Origin of the sequence: Pseudomonas sp. PICF6 (assembly GCF_009831705.1) — a bacterium.
Taxonomy (GTDB): domain Bacteria; phylum Pseudomonadota; class Gammaproteobacteria; order Pseudomonadales; family Pseudomonadaceae; genus Aquipseudomonas; species Aquipseudomonas rhizophila.
Map to the genome: position 1 here is coordinate 64,972 of NZ_WUUD01000026.1, position 834 is coordinate 65,805.

The window sequence follows — 834 nt, forward strand, 5'->3', positions numbered from 1 at the left end:
CGCCCATGCTCACCCCCAGCACGTGAAAGCTTTGCACTTGCAACGCGTCCATCAACCCCAAGCCGTCGTCGGCCATGTCGGTCAAGGTGTAGGGCGCGGCCACGGGCAGGCCCAGCTTGTAGCGCAAGGCTTCAAAGGCCAGGTTGGCGCTGCCGGGCGCCTGACGCCAGGCGGACAAGCCCACGTCGCGGTTGTCGTAGCGAATCACCCGAAAGCCCTGCTCGCACAGGGCCGCCACCACCTCGTCCGGCCAATGTATCAACTGCCCGCCCAAGCCCATCACCAGCAACAACGCCGGGTCGGAGGCACGGCCGATGCTCTGGTACGCCAGGCTGACCTGATCCAGATCGACCCGTTGGGTCGCAACGTTGACATCACATCGAGAAGCCGCAATCGACGGCAGGCCGAACAACAACGCGGCCAGAAAGATAAATACACGCATGAAGAAACACCAAAACGCAGAACCCCAGTAGAGCGCGAGTCTGATGAAGTTTGTTCAAGCGCGCTGCCACAGTTGCGTGACAGTTTGATGAAGATTGCCAAGTGGTCGCTCCACCCGGTCAAATGAAGCAAAGCAGAGCACTCCCCCTGTGGCGAGGGGATTTATCCCCTCGCCACAGGTCAGGTGCATGCCTGTAAGAGTATTCGGGCTTCAGGCCAACTGACTGCGCAACTGCCGCGCCGCCGCCACCATGTTCACCAGCGCCGCTTCTGTCTCCGGCCACGCCCGGGTCTTCAGGCCGCAATCGGGGTTGACCCACAGCCGGTCCGCCGCAATCCGCTTCACCGCCTTGCTCATCAACGCCACCATCTCGGCCGTGTCCGGCACCCGTG

Annotated in this window: 1 protein-coding gene and 1 pseudogene; both read right to left on the bottom strand. The window is 62.4% G+C overall.

Annotation, left to right across the window (positions count from 1 at the left end):
- Positions 1-442 (bottom strand): annotated as a pseudogene (locus GSM73_RS27440) (alpha/beta fold hydrolase); the annotation flags it as partial.
- Between the two features lie 210 nt (positions 443-652).
- A partial coding sequence (locus tag GSM73_RS27445) for a hypothetical protein (protein WP_256676940.1) occupies positions 653-834 on the bottom strand: 182 nt, incomplete at its 5' end.